15 protein-coding genes and 1 riboswitch are annotated in these 14,376 nt (G+C 49.7%); of the genes, 14 read left to right on the top strand and 1 reads right to left on the bottom strand.

Going from position 1 to position 14,376, the window contains the following annotated elements:
* The first annotated feature begins 22 nt into the window (after nucleotides 1-22).
* The 11 genes from nikB to B2M23_RS02175 all read left to right on the top strand — a co-directional run bounded on the left by nikB (nucleotide 23) and on the right by B2M23_RS02175 (nucleotide 10,915).
* On the top strand, nucleotides 23-991 hold the full coding sequence (gene nikB / locus B2M23_RS20870; protein WP_013382618.1) for a nickel ABC transporter permease: 969 nt from the start codon (nucleotides 23-25) through the stop codon (nucleotides 989-991).
* Nucleotides 992-1,810: a nickel transporter permease gene (gene nikC / locus B2M23_RS20865; RefSeq protein ID WP_013382617.1), complete on the top strand. Its 819-nt coding sequence runs from the start codon at nucleotides 992-994 to the stop codon at nucleotides 1,808-1,810.
* 322 nt (nucleotides 1,811-2,132) lie between these two features.
* Complete coding sequence (locus B2M23_RS02215) at nucleotides 2,133-3,701, top strand: ABC transporter substrate-binding protein (RefSeq protein ID WP_038351117.1); 1,569 nt, start codon at nucleotides 2,133-2,135, stop codon at nucleotides 3,699-3,701.
* Between the two features lie 28 nt (nucleotides 3,702-3,729).
* Complete coding sequence (locus tag B2M23_RS02210) at nucleotides 3,730-4,515, top strand: ABC transporter ATP-binding protein (RefSeq protein ID WP_038351116.1); 786 nt, start codon at nucleotides 3,730-3,732, stop codon at nucleotides 4,513-4,515.
* Nucleotides 4,508-5,464, top strand: coding sequence for an ABC transporter ATP-binding protein (locus B2M23_RS02205; protein ID WP_038351115.1), 957 nt, complete (start codon nucleotides 4,508-4,510; stop codon nucleotides 5,462-5,464). Before B2M23_RS02210 ends, B2M23_RS02205 begins: the two co-directional genes overlap by 8 nt.
* Before the next feature lie 14 nt (nucleotides 5,465-5,478).
* Nucleotides 5,479-6,870 carry an MATE family efflux transporter gene (locus tag B2M23_RS02200; protein ID WP_038351114.1) on the top strand — a complete coding sequence of 464 codons (1,392 nt, stop codon included), beginning with the start codon at nucleotides 5,479-5,481 and terminating at the stop codon, nucleotides 6,868-6,870.
* A 35-nt stretch (nucleotides 6,871-6,905) separates the two neighbouring features.
* Nucleotides 6,906-7,067: riboswitch (cobalamin riboswitch) on the top strand.
* A 405-nt stretch (nucleotides 7,068-7,472) separates the two neighbouring features.
* On the top strand, nucleotides 7,473-8,192 hold the full coding sequence (locus B2M23_RS02195) for a LytR/AlgR family response regulator transcription factor (RefSeq protein WP_038351113.1): 720 nt from the start codon (nucleotides 7,473-7,475) through the stop codon (nucleotides 8,190-8,192).
* Nucleotides 8,193-8,227: 35 nt separating this feature from the next.
* Nucleotides 8,228-9,520, top strand: a complete 1,293-nt coding sequence (locus tag B2M23_RS02190; protein WP_038351112.1) for a sensor histidine kinase — start codon at nucleotides 8,228-8,230, stop codon at nucleotides 9,518-9,520.
* A 159-nt stretch (nucleotides 9,521-9,679) separates the two neighbouring features.
* Complete coding sequence (locus B2M23_RS02185) at nucleotides 9,680-9,829, top strand: cyclic lactone autoinducer peptide (RefSeq protein ID WP_081571072.1); 150 nt, start codon at nucleotides 9,680-9,682, stop codon at nucleotides 9,827-9,829.
* Nucleotides 9,829-10,404: an accessory gene regulator ArgB-like protein gene (locus B2M23_RS02180; protein ID WP_038351111.1), complete on the top strand. Its 576-nt coding sequence runs from the start codon at nucleotides 9,829-9,831 to the stop codon at nucleotides 10,402-10,404. The genes B2M23_RS02185 and B2M23_RS02180 overlap by 1 nt, the downstream gene beginning before the upstream one ends.
* Nucleotides 10,394-10,915 carry a hypothetical protein gene (locus tag B2M23_RS02175; RefSeq protein WP_038351110.1) on the top strand — a complete coding sequence of 174 codons (522 nt, stop codon included), beginning with the start codon at nucleotides 10,394-10,396 and terminating at the stop codon, nucleotides 10,913-10,915. The genes B2M23_RS02180 and B2M23_RS02175 overlap by 11 nt, the downstream gene beginning before the upstream one ends.
* Before the next feature lie 36 nt (nucleotides 10,916-10,951).
* Here B2M23_RS02175 and B2M23_RS02170 read toward each other — a convergent pair whose 3' ends face one another.
* A complete protein-coding gene (locus B2M23_RS02170) occupies nucleotides 10,952-11,290 on the bottom strand; it encodes a helix-turn-helix domain-containing protein (RefSeq protein WP_013382606.1) in 339 nt (112 codons plus the stop codon).
* 378 nt (nucleotides 11,291-11,668) lie between these two features.
* Here B2M23_RS02170 and B2M23_RS02165 point away from each other — a divergent pair, with 378 nt between their 5' ends.
* From B2M23_RS02165 to ahpC, 3 genes are all read left to right on the top strand, one after another.
* Nucleotides 11,669-12,553 (top strand): LysR family transcriptional regulator, encoded by an 885-nt coding sequence (locus tag B2M23_RS02165; protein WP_038351109.1) that lies wholly within the window; start codon nucleotides 11,669-11,671, stop codon nucleotides 12,551-12,553.
* Nucleotides 12,554-12,650: 97 nt separating this feature from the next.
* Nucleotides 12,651-13,619, top strand: a complete 969-nt coding sequence (locus tag B2M23_RS02160) for a DMT family transporter (protein ID WP_038351108.1) — start codon at nucleotides 12,651-12,653, stop codon at nucleotides 13,617-13,619.
* A gap of 189 nt (nucleotides 13,620-13,808) precedes the next feature.
* Complete coding sequence (gene ahpC, locus B2M23_RS02155; protein WP_013382603.1) at nucleotides 13,809-14,375, top strand: alkyl hydroperoxide reductase subunit C; 567 nt, start codon at nucleotides 13,809-13,811, stop codon at nucleotides 14,373-14,375.
* Nucleotide 14,376 lies beyond the last annotated feature (1 nt).

Genomic DNA, 14,376 nt, shown 5'->3' with positions numbered 1-14,376 from the left:
TTGACAGAGGAGGATTTTTTTCTTGAACACGAAACAGCTTGTTAACCGTTTGCTGCAAATCGTACTGGTGCTTTTTGGCATCAGCTTTCTGACCTTTTGCCTGACCTATTTATCGCCCGGCGACCCGGCGGAGCTGATGCTGGTGGAGGGCGGCACGGTGCCGTCTGAGGAGCTGCTGGCAGAAACCCGGGAGCAGATGGGCCTTAATGATCCATTTCTGGTGCAGTATGGAAATTGGCTTAAGGGGTTTGTGACCGGGGATATGGGAACATCCTATTCTTCAAAGGCTCCGGTGAGCGCGGTGCTGCTCGACTGCCTTGGCCCGACCCTGGAGCTGGCGGCCGCGTCGCTGATCCTCATGCTTGTGATCTCCATCCCCCTTGGAATTCTGGCAGCGGTTTATCAGAATAAATTTCCGGATTACCTGGTGCGGGGGCTTTCCTTTGCCGGTGTGTCCTTCCCGGGGTTCTGGATCGGTCTGGTGCTGCTGTACGTGTTTGGCCTTAAACTGAACTGGTTTCCCATTGCCACCTCGGGCACAGGCTTTATGAAGCTGGTGCTGCCGGCAGTCACACTGGCCATTGCCATGTCGGCCAAATATACAAGGCAGGTGCGCACCGCGGTGCTGGAGGAGCTCCGGCAGGACTACGTGGCCGGCGCCCGGGCCCGGGGCCTTAAGGAGTCGGCCATCCTGTGGCGGGAGGTGCTGCCAAACGCCATGCTGCCCCTGGTCACGCTGCTGGGCCTGTCGTTGGGCTCGCTGCTCGGCGGCACAGCGGTGGTGGAGATTATTTTTTCCTGGCCCGGCCTGGGCAAGATGGCAGTCAACGCCATTGCCACTCGGGATTACCCTCTGGTTCAGGGCTATGTAATCTGGATTGCTCTGATTTACATGGTCATTAACCTGCTGGTGGATTTCTCCTACGGCTATCTGGACCCCAGACTGCGGGAGCGGCACCGCGAGGCTAAAAGAAAGGTGGTGAAGGCGTAGATGAAGGCTTTTTTCAGGCAGAACAGGCTTTTTGCCATCTGCGGCATTCTGGCAGCGGCCATTGTGCTGACCGCAGTGTTTGCGCCGTGGATCGCGCCCCATGACCCCTATGAGGCTGTGATGCAGAACGCCCTCCGGGCACCGTCAGCCGAGTACCCCTGCGGAACAGACCAGCTGGGCCGCTGCGAGCTGTCCAGAATTATCTACGGGACACGGGCGTCTCTGGAAATGACGGTGACGCTGGTGGTCATTGTCTTTGCGGCCGGGACCCTTCTCGGTATGATCGCCGGTTATTTCGGCGGCGCGGCGGACGCGGTGATCATGCGGCTTTCGGATATGATGATCGCCTTCCCGGGCATGGTTTTAGCCATTGCCATTGCCGGGATGCTGGGCCCGAGCCTGTTTAACACGGTCATTGCCCTGGCTGTGGTGAGCTGGACAAAATACGCCAGGCTCAGCCGGAGCCTGGTGCTCAAGATCAAAAACAGCACGTATATCTCTGCGGCGGTGGTCACAGGGGCGAGGACTGGCCATATTCTGGGCGGTTATGTGGTGCCAAACATTATTCCGACAATGATCGTGACCGCGGCACTGGACGTGGGCACCATGATGCTTGAGCTGGCAGCGCTCTCTTTTCTAGGGCTGGGGGCACAGCCGCCCACGCCGGAATGGGGCTTGATGCTCAACGAGGGGAGGCAGTATTTGCAGACCGCGCCCTGGCTCATGCTGTTTCCGGGCATCGCCATCTTTATTGTGGTTTCAGTGTTTAACCTGATGGGCGACGGGCTTCGGGATATTCTGGATCCGCGGCAGGATTAGAGGGCGTAAAATATTCAACGTGTCAAAAAAACTTATCAGCAAGCGACAAAGCGTTAAAAAGAGGCCAGTTAAGGGAGAATGTAGAATTGAGAATGGAAAATTACAGGAACAAAATGCTGCGCATTTTGAGTAGAATAGCGGCCGCAGGCCGCTGTACGAATCGCTTTTTCGTTAGAAAAAGAGTTCATTCATTCTCCATTTTCCATTCTCAATTTTCCATTGAAAGAGCTTCTTACTTTAACTCTGCCGTTGCCTTTTAACTTTTTTGACAGTCTGATGTTGTTGTTAATTAAATTTTCATATGAATATGAAAGGAGATAAAATGAGTAAGTTTAAAAAATTAGTATTGACAGTGGCGATTCTGGCCATGACGGCCACGGGTTTATCCGGCTGCGGCGGCAGCGGGGGCGCTTCGGGGTCTTCGGAGCAGCTGAATATTGGAGTGACGAGCTTTGCGGATACGCTTGAGCCCACGGAGCAGTATTTCAGCTGGGTGGTCATGCGCTACGGCGTTGGCGAAACCTTGGTTAAATTCAACGATGAGATGGGCGCAGAGCCCTGGCTGGCGGAGAGCTGGGAGCTGGGCAGCGACAACCTGACCTGGACCTTCAAAATCCGTGACGGCGTCAAATTTTCAAACGGCACAGCCCTGACCGCTGACCTGGTCAAGGCGTCGCTGGAGAGAACCTTTGAGATGAGCAAGCGCGCCAGCTCGGACTTTTTCCAGTATGACGCCATGACCGCGGAGGGCTCAAACCTCATAATCAAGACCAAGAGCCCCACGCCGGGGCTGCCGGGCTGCCTGGCCGACCCGCTGTTTTTGATCGTGGACACCACCGTAGACACCAGCACCTTTGCCACCGACGGGCCAATCTGTACCGGGCCTTACGCGGTTAAGTCCTTTGACAAGGAAAAATGCGTGGTGGTAAAAAATGAAAATTACTGGGACGGCGAGGTGCCTTACAATGAAGTGAATATCCAGGTTATCGACGACGCCAACACCCGCGCCATGGCGCTGCAGTCTGGTGAGGTGGATATGGCAGTCAATATCAGCAGCAGTGACTTAGCTTTGTTTGAGGGCAGCGAGTCCTTTGACATCAACAGCATTGCGTCGCTGCGGACAGTGCTTTCCTTTATGAACCAGCGCGGGCCGCTGGCAGACGTGAAGGTGCGCCAGGCGGTCATCCGTGCGCTGGACCGCCAGACCTATGCGGATAACCTGCTCCACGGCACCTTTGAGGCCGGGAAGGCCCCGATCCCGCCGTCTCTGGATTACGGCTTTGACACCCTGAAGGACGAGAACGCCTACAATCTGGAAAGCGCTAAACAGCTGCTGGCTGAGGCAGGCTACGCGGACACCAACGGCGACGGCATTGTGGAAAAGGACGGCCAGAACCTGACCCTCCAGTATGTCATTTACGACAGCCGCGCCGAGCTGCCCATTCTGGCTACTGCCACCCAGGCGAACCTGAAGGAGATCGGCATTGACGTGAAGGTTGAAACCTATGAGTATACCACCCTGCTGGACATGCAGGAAAACGGCGAGTACGACCTGCTGATCTGGAATGTCATCACAGCCAACACCGGCGACCCGGAAAACTACCTGAAGGAATACTGGAAAACCCATACCGATGAAAACAAAAACGCCAACACAGCCGGCTACAGCAACCCTGAGGTCGACGCGGTCTTAGACCAGCTGTCCACTGAGTTTGACACCGCCAAACGGCGTGAGCTGGTCATCCGTGCCCAGCAGCTTATCATGAACGACGCGGCCAGCGTCTTCTACGCTTATCCGGAAACCAACATTATTTCCAGCAAGAAGATTACCGGCGTCGAGATGCTGCCAGCCGATTATTACTGGCTGACCAAGGAAATCAAGCCGGCGCAGTAGGCAGGCGCGCTAATGAGAGGAGAAAAAGATGCTGAAAATCCGGGATATGAGCGTACAGTACGGTGAAAAACCGCCGGCGGTGGCGCACTTTGACCTGCACATGAAAAAGCATGAGATCATCAGTGTTGTGGGGGAGAGCGGCAGCGGAAAAACCACGGTAATCCGCTCCATTCTCGGCCTGCTGCCGGGAAATGGGCGGGTCACCGGCGGCGAGATTCTTTTTGATGAGGAGCCCCTGCTCCAGAAAACGCCGGAGGACTGGCGGGACCTGCGGGGCAGCCGCATCGCCATGATTTTTCAGGACAGCGGAAGCACGCTCAACCCCATTCGCAAAATCGGCCGGCAATTTGTGAACTATATCCAGACCCACAAGGCTGTGACAAGGGACAGCGCCCGGGACCGCGCCGTGGAGATGCTGACACGCATGCGCCTGCCCGACGCGGGAAACATCATGGACAGCTACCCCTTTCAGCTGAGCGGCGGCATGCGGCAGCGGGTGGGCATTGCCATGGCCATGGCTTTTGAGCCCGATCTGCTGCTGGCCGATGAGCCCACCAGCGCTCTTGATGTGACCACCCAGGCCCAGATTGTGCGCCAGATGATGGCCCTCCGCCAGAACTTTGGCACAGGGATCATGATCGTCACACATAACCTGGGCGTGGCCGCGTATATGGCAGACCGGATCATTGTCATGCGGGCCGGCGAGATTGTGGAGAGCGGCACCCGGGAAGAGGTGATCCTTCATCCCAGACAGGAATACACAAAAGAACTGGTGGCAGCAGTGCCCGAGCTTGGAGGTGCGCGCTTTGTCTGAAAATCATGAAATCATCCTGGAAACCAGAGGGCTGACCAAACGCTTTCATACCTCAGACGGCCGGCCCCTTACAGCCTGCGACAGCATCAGCCTGGCGGCGCGGCGCGGGGAGACCCTTGGCATTGTGGGAGAAAGCGGCTGCGGAAAAAGTACCTTTGTAAAAATGCTGGTGCAGCTTGAAAAGCCCACTGCCGGTGCGATATACTTTAGAGGAAAAGATATTGCCGGGCTCTCGGGCGAGGAGGCCCGGCGGAAAAGACAGCATATCCAGATGGTCTTCCAGGACCCCGCTGCCTCCTTCAGCCCAAAAATGCGAGTGGGCGACATTATTACCGAGCCGCTTGTCAATTTTGGCCGGCTCCTCCGGAAACAGCGGTCGGAAAAGGCCAGGGAACTGCTTGAGATGGTAGAACTGGACGCTGATTTTATGCAGCGCTACCCCCACAGCATGAGCGGCGGACAGCTCCAGCGCGTGGGCATCGCCAGAGCGCTGGCCCTGAACCCCGAGGTGCTGGTCTGCGACGAGGCCACCTCGGCCCTGGACGTTTCCATCCAGAAGAAAATCGTGGCGCTGCTGACCCGGCTTCAGAAGGAAAAAAACATTGCCATGATCTTTATCTGCCACGACATGGCCCTGGTCCAGAGCCTGAGCCACCGGCTGGCTGTCATGTACCTGGGCAATATCGTGGAGACCGTGGGCGGCGGAGAGCTGTGTGAAACAGCCATGCACCCCTACACCCAGGCGCTTTTGGGGTCGGTGTTCTCGCTGCATATGGACTGCTGCAAGAAAATCGAAACCATCCCCGGCGATCCGCCGAGCCCGCTGGAGCTGCCTCCGGGCTGCCCCTTTGCCGGGCGGTGTGAGAAACGCATGCCCGTCTGCAAAGCCGAAAAGCCACGCCTGAAGGACGTGGCGCCAGGCCACCAGGTGGCCTGTCATCTCTATTAGTTAAGGAAAGCATTATGGAAGAAACCCGTGAAATCCCGTTAAAAGGCCAGATGACCGAGGGGAAGATTGGTCGGCAGCTGCTGCTGTTCGCCCTGCCCCTCATGTTCTCAAACCTCTGCCAGCAGCTGTACAACACCGTGGACGCTGTGATCGTCGGCCGTTTTGTGGGCGCAAATGCCCTGGCCGCCGTGGGCGCGAGCAGCCTGCTCATCACCTTTATGATCTATTTTTTCATCGGCCTGTCCATCGGGGCCAGCGTGCTGATTTCACAGTTTTTCGGCAGCCGGAAATACGACAAGGTGCAGGAGGCTGTGCACACCGCCGTGGCCCTGAGCCTGGCGGCCGGCCTTGCGCTCACTGTCCTGGGCCTGGCCTTTGCGCCGGCCATGCTGCGGATGATGAACATCCCCGAGGCCGGGCTTGCATACGCCGTGCCCTATATCCGCATCTATTTTCTGGGCATGATCCCCATGACTTTGTACAACATTGGCAGCGGGATTCTGCGTGCGGTTGGCGATTCCAAAACCCCGCTGGCCTGCCTGGTGGTCACCGTTGTGCTGAACATCGGCCTTGACCTGCTCTTTGTGGGGCCCCTTGGCATGGGCGTGGCCGGCGCTGCACTGGCCACGGTGTTTTCACAGATGGCCGCCGCTGTGCTGATTGTCATTATTCTGCTGAGGGCTGATCCCATCTACCGGCTCCGGCTGGCCAAAATCCGGTTTCACGCACAGGTGTTCAGGGATATCGTGCGTATTGGCCTGCCCGCCGGACTGCAGTCTGTGCTGGTCTGCTTCTCCAACGTAGTGGTCCAGTCCCAGATCAATACCTTTGGGCTGGAGGTCATGGCCGGGTTTACCGCCTATATGAAAATTGACGGATTTCTTTTTATGCCCATTGACGCCTTCTGCCTGGCAATTTCCAGCTTTGTAGGGCAGAACATGGGCGCTGGGCGCTGGGAGAGGGTGGTAAAGGGCAAAAACGTCTGCCTGCTTTTGTGCGTGGGCGTAACCATCGGCCTGGGCGCAGCCATTATCCTGAACGCCCGTCTGATTCTGGGCATGTTTACCTCGGACGAAACAGTGGTTTTAAACGGCATGCGCCAGCTTTACACCGTGGTGCCCCTTTATGGTATTTACGCCGCGGATCAGGTATTTGTGGGCGTGCTGCGGGGGGCCGGGGCCACGGTAATCCCTATGATCATCACGCTTTTGTGCATGTGCGGCCTGCGGCTGGGCTGGATTTTTACCACCCTGCGGTTTGTCCACGACGCGCGCATGATCTACATCAGCTATCCGCTGACCTGGATTGTGACAGGGGCGGTACTGGTGCTCTATTATTATAAAGGCAGCTGGCGGCCAGAGAAGGCAGGCTTTAATAATCGTAAATATTTAAAAAGAAGTTGTTGACAAAGCCGCTCAAAGGGCGTATGATGAAGTTAATTAAATATTGAATGATCCTATGTAGTGGGAAAAGGGTGAGAATCCCTTGCTGTAATCGCAGCTGTAATGCAAAATGCTTTCTGAAAAGCCACTGTCAACGATGATGGGAAGGCGGAAAGATGATATTGCTGAGCCAGAAGACCGACATAGTGATTGGTTCTTAAAAGACTCCGATTTAGAGTGCTTAAGAAACGAAACAAAAACCCTTACCATCCAGATTATACTGTGTTCGTTCATCCCTCTCTGAATCCGAGAGGGATTTTTTTATGGAATTTAAGGACGGTCACCTTATCATTCGTATTTAATTAAATCTCATAATGCCTGTTCCATCAGACAGGCGTCATTAAATCCTCTTTTCAGTCAGCGAGGCTGAAAAACCCCTCCCTTTTTTGAGAAGCTCCAAACGCCGGGGCTTCTTTTTTTGAAAAAAATCTTGAAATCTTCGTTTTTATAGAGTATTTTTATGGTATAAAATTATTAAGGGGAAATAATCTTCACGATGGCTTTGTATAGGGTGCGGGAAGAAAATATGGTATAATGAAAGAAATACTGGAAAGGCAGTGGATGGGATGATTAGAATTGGGATTTGTGACGACAATGCTTTGATTGCAGAAAAGCTGGAGGCGCTCATTATCAGATATGGTGAGGAACACAATATTGATGTGGAGACATACGTCTATCACGACGGCAGTGAAGTGCTTGAAGACCGTATCCAGTTTGATATCCTTTTTCTTGACGTGGAGATGCCGGAAACCGATGGGATTGATACGGCCAAGCAGATCCGCAAGTGGGACGCCCGGGTCAAGATTATCTTTATCACCAGCTACACTCACTACATGCGCAACGCCTTTGCTGTGCACGCGTTTGAATACCTGGTCAAGCCCTTTAACACGGCTAAGGTAAACATGGTGCTGACCGAGGTGTTTGATTTTATTGAAAAGGAAAACAAGAGCCATGACATCTCTCTGGTGATGGGCGGCGAGCTGAAGGTTTTTGCCAGCAATGACATTTATTATTTTGAGCGTGTGCGGCGGAAGATTAAAATGAGCACCACCCAGGGCGATTTTGAATTTAGCGGCGTTCTGAGTGAGATCATGGAAAAGGTTAAGGACTTTGACTTTGAATACTGCCACAAGAGCGTGATCGTGAACCTGTTTCACTGTAAGCGTATTGCGGGCGCCGACCTGTATCTGGACAATGGCGAAACCCTGCCCATCGCCCAGAAACGGGCCGTGGAATTTAAGGCGCGGCTGTTTGATTATATTGAGGAGAATTTTAAGCTGTTGTAGAGGATTGGCTAGGAGGATAAGTTTAGGGGAAGAGTATGGATAAGTGGATTTATATATTGGATATGGCTTTATCATATGGGATTACAGGATATATTATGTTTCGTTTTATGTCCGAAGTATATGATAGAAAATATAAAGAAAAATTTAATTATTTTATAAGCTTTTTATTATTTGTTATTATTGCAATAGGATTGAATATCTTAGGAATTCCTATACTTAAAATAACTTTTTTATTGTTATCATTATGCTTAGTTAGTTACTCACTTTTTATATTTGATAAGAAATGGATGCTAATATATGATTTTGTCTTTGCGCTTTATATAATCTTTTCAGATGTTATATCAGTCGTAATTGTTTCTTTAATAATGGATACTACGATAGAAGGTGTTGAGGAAAGTTTTAATTTTTTATTTCTTTCTGGAATCTGCAATCAAATAATTTTGTTATGTGGATTTTATATTTTTGTATCTATATTTAAAAAGAATGAATTAAATACACTTAAAATTGTACAAAATATCTTTTTAATGTTATTGGCAGTTTTTGAAATAAGTGTGCTATATTATTTTTATATAACAATACAACAAAGTTCATCTGGAATTGCTTTAGCATATATTTGTTTTGGATTTATTGGATTAGATATATATTTGGTATACCTATTCGAAGCCATATCAAAACGCTATCAATTGGAAAGAGATATGGACTTGAAAGAACAGCAGGTAATGATGCAAAATACTTATTATAAAAGTATTGAAGCACAATATGATTATTCGAGACGATTGATACATGATATGAAAAATCATATGCAAACTTTTGAAGAACTTTATGCTAATGACAATGGTGATATGGCTCATAGTTATGCTAGAACAATATATAGAAAGATGGATGAGTTGGGAAGCCGTTTTAAATGTAGTAATCGCTTTTTAACAATAATCATCAATAATAAATTAATAAAGTGTGATGAAAATAGTATAGATGTCATGTTAGAAGTTGAAGACATAGACATTGGATTTATGGATTTTTTTGACGTGACTACGATTTTTTCTAATTTATTGGATAACGCAATTGATGCATGTCTTGAACTTCCAATAGATAAACGACATATAAGCCTTAGAATATTCAAATTTAATGATTTTATAACAGTTGTTATTTGTAATAGCTATAATGGCAAAGTGAATAATAAAAATAATGAATTGAAAAGTACAAAACAGGGAGAACATATGGGTGTTGGTTTGAAAAATGTAAAGACAGCAATTGAAAAGTATAATGGAACTATTCAATATAAAATAGAAGAAGAGTTTAAGGTTAAAATTTTAATATCTGCGTCGTAAAAAGAGCGTGGAAATTCTTACTTGGGACATATTTAAAATATAAAAGACCATAGATTTATTTCTTGATACAATAAAGATGGTGATTTGGTTGCTTTGTACATATAATAGCATCTATCAGCTGATAAACTACATAATATAGAATGTTATGAGGTGTACTAAATGAAAAAAGATAGTTTCAAAAATAAAATCCTGAAAAATGTAGCGAAAGTCGCTCATCATGAAGCAGTCAAAGATGCTAACACAGCATGTTGGATGATCCATCATCAAGAAAAGGCTCCCGTAAATATTAAAAAACTCCGTAAATTCTAATGTTTGAAAAAGCTTCTGACGCATTAATCTATCAATTAAAAAGAAGAGAAATTGTGGTCGATGAAGATGTTGAAATATATCAGTTTGGAATCAGAGTTTTAATGCTCAAGGCAGTTCACTACGCTTCCATGCTTTTGGTGGGCCTGCTTCTCGGCATGCTGCCGGAGACCATAGTCTTTTTAATTGTTTATGCGGCCATCCGCGCCTATGCCGGCGGTTACCACGCCGATACACGCGGGGTCTGCTATCTGCTGTCATGGATCACAATACTTTCTGTTTTACTCATTGCCCGGTTCTGCCCGGCGGGGACGGTTGCGGTGGTTACCGCGGCGCTTACGCTGTCCGCTTTTCCGGTGATCTACAAATGGGCGCCGGTCGAAAACAGCGCAAAACCGCTGGACGACGCGGAGTGCACCCACTACCGGAAACGGGCGAGGAGAATACTGGTGGTTATCAGTGCCTGCGCGCTGCTTGCCGGACTGGCCTTTAACAGCCGGTTTGGTCTGGTCGCCGCGGAATGCCTGGGCCTTGAGGCGCTGATGATGCTGCTGGGGTTGTGGAAAAATGGGCGTTAAGCCAAGGTATACAAGAGAACAGCAGAATGTGATTCAGGAAGCGATGGAATGTGGTTTCGATGTGTCGCCGTATATTACGGAGGCCTTTACACCAGAGCAGATACGGGAAATTTTCTGGGGATTGATGACCGGTGTGGATGTGACCTTTTATAACGATCCTGAGTATTCAAACTGCCAGATGTGGCAAATACGGGAAGGGCTTACAGGAAAGGTAGATGTATCGATCTATGCGGACAAAAATCTGGATTGGAAAAAGATGTACCTGATCCGGATGGGTTTAGAGGAAGGGCTTGACGTATCGGAGTATGTGCGGCAGGGCATGGGGCCGGAGCAGATCCGGGCGATTTTGCAGGGATACCGTACCGATATTGATTATACGCTTTATGCGAAGCCCTGGTACACAGCTGGCGAAATGCGGGAAATCGGCTCAAAACTGATCCGGGAAGCGGTTCGGAGCAGAGCGGAGGAGACGCCGGGCGCTGGCAGTATGTTTAAGAGTGTAAAAAAATAACAGGTGCCCAACTGCAATTTGGACACCCGCATTTTTTTATTCTACTGGGTCATGGCTGAGTAAAAACAGAGTCAGAATTTCTTCTGCGTATTTTCCTTTTTCTGCTGGACAGCGTTCCAAAAGCTCCAGCAGTGCTGCGTACTTCGTCCCCATGTATTCTTTGGGGCCGTAGAGAATTGCGTCGGCGGACATTTTCAAAACGTCACAGAAACGATTCAGGCTTTTTAGAGAAAAGCCCTTAGTCCCCAGTTCTATATCGGCAAGGAAGGTTGGTGTGATACCGATTTTTCTTGCCAATTCATCACGGGACATGTTCAGAAATGTTCTTTGTTTACGAATACGAAGGCCAATCGCCTTATGATCTAGCTCTTGCATACAATTCCCCCTAAAAATAGTATTTACGCTTTTAGCTGTTGACTCTATACCATTGTGATATAAGCCGGCGGTTTATTTAAAAACCAGACACTTTTGCGCATTTTTTATAGGACCACAGTAGACTTCTTAATTATATCCGCTTTTACAGGTAATTTCAAGTCTCTGTAAGAAAACTGAAAGGAACCGGAAAAAAGTCCGGCATTCTCTCCCAAAGACAGGCGCAGGGGGATTTTTTTGTTTGTCTAAAATATTTTAAGTTGAAAAATTCTCGTACTTTTAGGCAAATTAATCGTGACAGAAAGTCGAAGAATGGGCAGGTTGCATAAAATTCAAAATGTGATATAATGAAACGGATTAACGGAAAAAGGACGTATTTTTATGAATGTAAATTTTGAACATTACAAGGTCTTTTATTACGTAGCGCGCCACGGCACCATTACACAGGCGGCCCAGGCGCTGTACATCTCGCAGCCGGCGGTGAGCAAATCGATCCACCTGCTGGAAAAGGAGCTGTCGTGCGAGCTTTTTCACCGGAATCAGAAGGGAATGACCCTGACGCCGGAGGGGGAAATGCTGTACGGCCATGTGGCAAAGGCCTATGAGCAGCTGGCCCTAGGCGAAAAGAAGCTCTGGGAAATGCTGAATCTGAATAATGGGGTGGTGCGCCTGGGCACTAGTGACATGATCGCCCGCTTTTTCCTGCTGCCTTATCTTGAAAAATTTCACAGCCTGTATCCGGATATCCGCATCAATATGCAGAGCGGCACCACGCCGGGCACACGCGTTGCCCTGAAAGAGGAGCGCATTGAGGTGGGAGTGGTATCCTCGCCAGTGGCGGCCTCAGACGATATTGAGATTCACCCGATCCGGGAGATCCAGGATGTTTTTGTGGCGGGGCTGGATTACGCGCCGCTTGCCGAAAAGGTGCTGAGCTTTGAGGAGATCATGGCGCACCCCATTATCTGTACGGAGCGCAACACGGCCAGCCGGCACTATTTGGACTCGTTTTTCCTCAAGCATAAGATACGGCTGGAGCCGGCCTTTGAACTGGGCACCATGGAGCTGATCATGCCTTACGCAGAAAGAAACCTGGGTATAGGCATCGCGGTGCGCGATGTAGCACAGGAGCGCCTGGAGCAGGGGAGCCTGATCGAGATCCGGGCTAAGATTGAGATGCCGAAGCGGCAGATCTGTGTGATCAAGCGGAAAAAAGGCGGTATCTCCAAGGCGGCAGAGGCTTTTCTGGATATTATTTTGCCATAACCAACGGTTATAAAGCACATAAGAATATTTCATTTTACTTATGGTAATGAGAGAGGTAAAATCGTTACTGTACGAAAAATGAAAGGAAGATTTGATTTTGAAAAAAGGCTATTTATATATTGTCATTGCGACGCTGTTTTTCAGTTCGATGGAGATCGCCCTCAAAAGTGTTTCAGGTCAGTTTAACGCTGTACAGATGAACCTGACCCGTTTTTTGATCGGCGGTCTTGTTTTAATTCCCTTTGCGCTCAGGACGCTTAAGAAGAAAAAGGAACATCTGGATAAAAAAAGCCTGCTGCATTTCGCGGGCCTGGGCTTTCTGGGGGTTGTGGTCAGCATGACCTTTTACCAGCTGGCGGTAGAAAACGCCAACGCCTCGGTGGTGGCGGTGCTGTTTTCCAGTAATCCGGTGTTTGTGCTGTTTTTCTCGGGCATTATCCTGCACGAGGTGATCAAGAAAAACCATGTGGCGGCCATTGTGCTTGAAATCATCGGAATCCTGGTAATTGTCAACCCTCTGCACACCGCCCTCAACATCGCAGGGGTGGTCATGGCGATTCTGGCCGCGGTGGCTTTTGCCCTGTACTCAGTTTTTTCCAAGAAGCAGTGTAACCGCTACGGCGGCGTGGTGGTGACCTGCGGGAGCTTTCTGTTCGCCAGCCTGGAAATGCTGCTGCTCATCGGCCTCAGCCATGTGGGCCCGGTGGCGGATATGCTGAGCGGCAGCGGTCTTGCCTTATTTGCCAATATTCCGCTGTTTACGGGTTATACGGCGTCTAATGTCCTCACGATGCTTTATATCTGTATCGGCGTGACTGGCGGTGGTTATGCCTTTTATTTCATGGCGATTGAGGAGACCTCGGCCAGTACGGCGTCGCTGGTGTTCTTCTTTAAACCGGTGCTGTCGCCCATCCTTGCAGTGCTGATCCTGCACGAAGCAGTGCCGATCAACATGGTGATCGGTGTGCTGCTGATTCTGGCGGGCTCTATCGCGAACCTGCTGCCGGCGTTTATACACAGGGAAGAAAAGCCTGTGTCCCTGAGTGCGGAGCAGGGCCGTTCTTAGCCTGTTTTATAAAATTTGATTGTTGAAGCCACAGAGAATCCCTTAAAATCTCTGTGGCTTTTTTTGTTAAAAATCTGCTTTTTAATTTAGAATTATTCTTGACAAGTCCATTTTATCGTGTTAAGATACACTCATCAAACAGTTAGAAATAACTAACAAAAATAAATATTATCGAAAAGAGGTATCAACATGAAAAATTTAATTGGCAAAGAATTGATCGATTTTGAAGTACAGGCATATCACGAAGGTGATTTTAAAACCGTCACAAAGGAAGATGTCCTGGGCAAATGGGGTGTGTTCTTCTTTTACCCGGCAGATTTTACCTTTGTGTGCCCGACAGAGTTGGCGGACGTAGCGGACAATTATGAGGAGTTCAAAAAAATCGGCTGTGAAATCTATTCGGTTTCAGAAGATACCCATTTTGTACATAAAGCCTGGGCGGACACCACCGACACCATCAAGGGCCTTCCGTACCCGATGTTAGGCGACCCGGCGGGCGTGCTGGCAAAATTCTTCGGTGTGCTGGTCAAGGAAGAAGGCCAGGCGCTGCGCGGTACCTTTGTGGTGGACCCGGACGGCGTTATCAAGGTTTACGAAATTCATGACATGGGCATCGGCCGTAACGCTGAGGAGCTTCTGCGCAAGGTACAGGCCGCTCAGTTTGTAAGAGAACACGGCGATCAGGTCTGCCCTGCGAAATGGAAACCAGGCGAAGACACACTGACACCAAGCTTAGACTTAGTCGGCAAGCTGTAAG

This window comes from Eubacterium limosum, assembly GCF_000807675.2.
Taxonomy (GTDB): domain Bacteria; phylum Bacillota; class Clostridia; order Eubacteriales; family Eubacteriaceae; genus Eubacterium; species Eubacterium limosum.
Note: the sequence above shows the minus strand (reverse complement) of the source record. Positions and strands in the feature narration are given on the sequence as shown.

Excerpts from the sequence above, each read along its gene's own strand:
- B2M23_RS02180 (WP_038351111.1), top strand. The coding sequence starts at position 9,829 with ATGTTTGAAAAAGCTTCTGACGCATTAATCTATCAATTAAAAAGAAGA.
- B2M23_RS02210 (WP_038351116.1), top strand. The coding sequence starts at position 3,730 with ATGCTGAAAATCCGGGATATGAGCGTACAGTACGGTGAAAAACCGCCG.
- B2M23_RS02185 (WP_081571072.1), top strand. The coding sequence starts at position 9,680 with ATGAAAAAAGATAGTTTCAAAAATAAAATCCTGAAAAATGTAGCGAAA.
- B2M23_RS02200 (WP_038351114.1), top strand. The coding sequence starts at position 5,479 with ATGGAAGAAACCCGTGAAATCCCGTTAAAAGGCCAGATGACCGAGGGG.
- B2M23_RS02165 (WP_038351109.1), top strand. The coding sequence starts at position 11,669 with ATGAATGTAAATTTTGAACATTACAAGGTCTTTTATTACGTAGCGCGC.
- B2M23_RS02195 (WP_038351113.1), top strand. The coding sequence starts at position 7,473 with ATGATTAGAATTGGGATTTGTGACGACAATGCTTTGATTGCAGAAAAG.
- B2M23_RS02175 (WP_038351110.1), top strand. The coding sequence starts at position 10,394 with ATGGGCGTTAAGCCAAGGTATACAAGAGAACAGCAGAATGTGATTCAG.
- B2M23_RS02215 (WP_038351117.1), top strand. The coding sequence starts at position 2,133 with ATGAGTAAGTTTAAAAAATTAGTATTGACAGTGGCGATTCTGGCCATG.
- ahpC (WP_013382603.1), top strand. The coding sequence starts at position 13,809 with ATGAAAAATTTAATTGGCAAAGAATTGATCGATTTTGAAGTACAGGCA.
- nikC (WP_013382617.1), top strand. The coding sequence starts at position 992 with ATGAAGGCTTTTTTCAGGCAGAACAGGCTTTTTGCCATCTGCGGCATT.
- B2M23_RS02190 (WP_038351112.1), top strand. The coding sequence starts at position 8,228 with ATGGATAAGTGGATTTATATATTGGATATGGCTTTATCATATGGGATT.
- B2M23_RS02170 (WP_013382606.1), bottom strand. The coding sequence starts at position 11,290 with ATGCAAGAGCTAGATCATAAGGCGATTGGCCTTCGTATTCGTAAACAA.